Below are 2,987 nucleotides of genomic sequence, written 5' to 3'. Positions count from 1 at the left end.
TCGCTCCCTCCCCTTCCTCAGCGCGACTGGACCGATACCAACGCGCGGAGCAAGGAGTTGTGGGGGGCGTTCTGGAAACGCGCCAATGAGCGGGCGCCCGTTCGACTGAATACCAACCCGCGCGTGCTGTTGTTGAACCCTGAGCACAACACGCGAGGAATTACATACGAACAGTACATGACCGACCCAGACGTGATGGGCCAAGGTGTTCTCGAGTGGAGCCTGTGGGTGCGCCATTTCTTGCCGGGCGATCATGAACACGGATTGCCTGAGGAGTGGCCGATCTACGTGGACTTCGAGAACACGTATGACGCTGCGTGGCTGGGATGCCCCGTGCATTTTCGCGATGGCCAGATTCCTGATACCACACCTTTCCTTACTGACGACACAAAGACGCTGCTCTTCGACCGTGGATTGCCCGAGCCCTTTGCGGGGGAATGGCCGGAACGATTTCTGGCGTTCGCGGGTCATTGGGACAAAAAGCGGCGCGAAGGATGGACGTGGCTTGACCGGCCTATCGGACCCTTGCTGATGCCGTCATATGCGGGCACGGACGGCATGTTCACGGCGGCGGTGGCGGTGCGCGGTGCGATGGAATTCTGTTCCGACATGTTGCTGGACCCCGATTATGCCCACACGCTGTTGGAGTACCTGTATGAAGCGATGCGCACGCGCATGAGGGCATGGCGACGCAAGTTCGACATCCCCATCCCGTGCGACGACTTCTGGCTAGCCGACGACGCCGTACAAATGCTGTCCGTGGAGCAGTATCGGGAGTTTGTGTTGCCGTGGCACCGAAAGTTGTACGACGAGTTCGCGACGCACACGCGGCGAGGCATGCACCTGTGTGGCAATGCCCAACGCCATTACCCCACTATTCGAAGAGAATGTGGCGTGACGCAATTCGACACGGGTTTCCCGGTAGATTTCGCGGCCGTCAGGCGTGAACTTGGCAACAACACGATCGTTTACGGAGGACCGAAAGTCTCGTTCTTTCTCACGGACGACCCTGCGCCGATCATCCAGGAGACAAAACGTATCGCCGAGTCAGGCGTGTTGCATGGCGGCTGTTTCGTCTTTCAGGAAGGCAATAACTTGCCGCCGCTTGCGCGGCTCGGCACCTGCGAGGCCTTCTACAAGACGGCGGTTGAACACGGGCACATTCCGCGCGGGTAGCGAGGCCTACACTTCGTCCAGCCGCACGGGACGACCTTCTTCCACCGACTTATCGGCGGCAATACACACCGCCATCGTCTTTGCCGCGTCGTCGAGATCGGGAATTGGGCGCTTGTTTTCAATGATGCAATCCAGGAAATGCGTCACTTCGCCTTGGAAGGGGTGATGCGCGACGTCGCCGCTGTCCGGCAACACGCACGGGATCTGCATGAATCCGTTCTGTCCGGGAAACCGCTTGGGTGCGTAGACGCGATCGTTACGCAGCGAGCCTTCCGTGCCGTAGACGCCGATGTGAAACACGTAGGGCATCTCCGCATCAAAGCAACTGGTTGTACGCCCAATCTTCCCATCCGCGAACTTCACGACCGCCGCCGCCGTGCCCGTGTACTCGATGGGGTTCTCTGTCTTGACCGCGTAGGCGGTCACCTCAACGGGCTCGCTGCGGGCAAACCACCTGAGCGCATCGACCGCGTGACACCCTGCCGCCAGGAACGATGTGCCGCCTTGCTGCTTGGTACCCAGCCAACTTTCCTCGGGCGCGCACCAAATCCGGTGCATATAGTCGACCTCAACCATGAAGATGTTGCCGAACGCTTCATCGGAAATCAGTTGGTCGATGGTCATCAGCAGCGGATTCCAGTGCAGCACAAAACCCACGATGGACTTCACGCCCGCCTTCCGCACCGCAGCCTGCTGACGGCGCACGTCCTCCATCGTCAATGCAACCGGTTTCTCGATCACAACGTGCTTGCCGGCCTCCGCTGCGGCGACGACATACGATGTGTGTTGGTCGTGCGGGGTGGCCACGACGACCAAGTCGATATCGTTGCGCGCGAGCATGGCCTCGTGATCGGGGCTCACCGTGCAATTGAGCGCGTAGCGAGCTTTGTACGCTTCGGGACGTTCCTGGCTTCGGTTCACCAGCGCGCGCACTTCCGCGCGGCCGTCGTTCTGGAAGCCCTTGATGTACTCCTCGGCAACCCATCCGCAGCCAATAATGCCTACGCCCAATTTCGACATGGCCGTGTCTCCTTCATTCCAGTACCGCCCAGCTTCACGGCATTGTCGTTGGATAGGGCAGCCGTTGTCCACTCAAGCGCGAAGTGCTAGGATTCCCGCGAGCCTTGTTCGACCAAAACGACGGGGGAAGCCATGAAGTCGAGGGGAGCATCACAGGTAGCGGTCTTCATCATTTTGTTTCTGTCCGCGTCGGCTGGGTGGACGGAAGAGAATGCACTTCTATCCGATTCCGCCGCGCTTTCGCGCTCTGTTGTGAGCATGGGGAATCCAGCGAGGCTGCAGCGTGCGTTTGCCAAAGCAAGACGCGGTGAGAAGGTTACCGTCGGTGTGCTGGGCGGCTCCATCACACAAGGCGCGATGGCTAGCAAGCCCGAGAACCGGTATGGCGACCGAATCGCTCAGTGGTGGCGCGACACATTTCCGCAGGCTCAAATCGAGTACGTGAATGCAGGTATCGGGGCGACAGGATCGGATATCGGCGCTTTTCGTGTCGGCGATCATCTTTTGACCAAGAAACCAGACTTTGTCGTGGTAGAGTACGCAGTAAACGATCTCAATGCACCTGCGTTCGCGGAGACGCTGGAAGGCGTCGTCCGACAGATTTTGGAGTCCCGCAATCGTCCTGCGGTAATGCTGCTTTTCATGATGAATAACAAAGGCATGAATGCGCAGGAACAGCACGCGCCGATTGGAGCGCACTACGGTCTCCCGATGGTGAGCTTCAGAGATGCGCTGTGGCCCGAAATCGAAGCGGGCACGATCGCGTGGTCCGATGTGGAAGCCGATGAAGT

3 protein-coding genes are annotated in these 2,987 nt (G+C 59.3%); 2 read left to right on the top strand and 1 reads right to left on the bottom strand.

All coding sequences use genetic code 11. The features are described from left to right. A partial coding sequence (locus K1Y02_26550) for a hypothetical protein (GenBank protein MBX7259943.1) occupies positions 1–1,176 on the top strand: 1,176 nt, incomplete at its 5' end. Between the two features lie 6 nt (positions 1,177–1,182). Here the strand turns inward: K1Y02_26550 and K1Y02_26545 are convergent. Then, positions 1,183–2,196 carry a Gfo/Idh/MocA family oxidoreductase gene (locus K1Y02_26545; protein ID MBX7259942.1) on the bottom strand — a complete coding sequence of 338 codons (1,014 nt, stop codon included), beginning with the start codon at positions 2,194–2,196 and terminating at the stop codon, positions 1,183–1,185. Positions 2,197–2,328: 132 nt separating this feature from the next. On the opposite strand from K1Y02_26545, the gene K1Y02_26540 reads away from it, so the two are divergent. Beyond that, on the top strand, positions 2,329–2,987 hold a 659-nt coding region (locus tag K1Y02_26540), incomplete at its 3' end, for an SGNH/GDSL hydrolase family protein (protein MBX7259941.1).

It is taken from the genome of Candidatus Hydrogenedentota bacterium (assembly GCA_019695095.1).
GTDB lineage: Bacteria > Hydrogenedentota > Hydrogenedentia > Hydrogenedentales > SLHB01 > JAIBAQ01.
The sequence above is the reverse complement of the archived record's forward strand: the minus strand, read 5'-3'. Positions and strand labels throughout refer to the sequence as shown.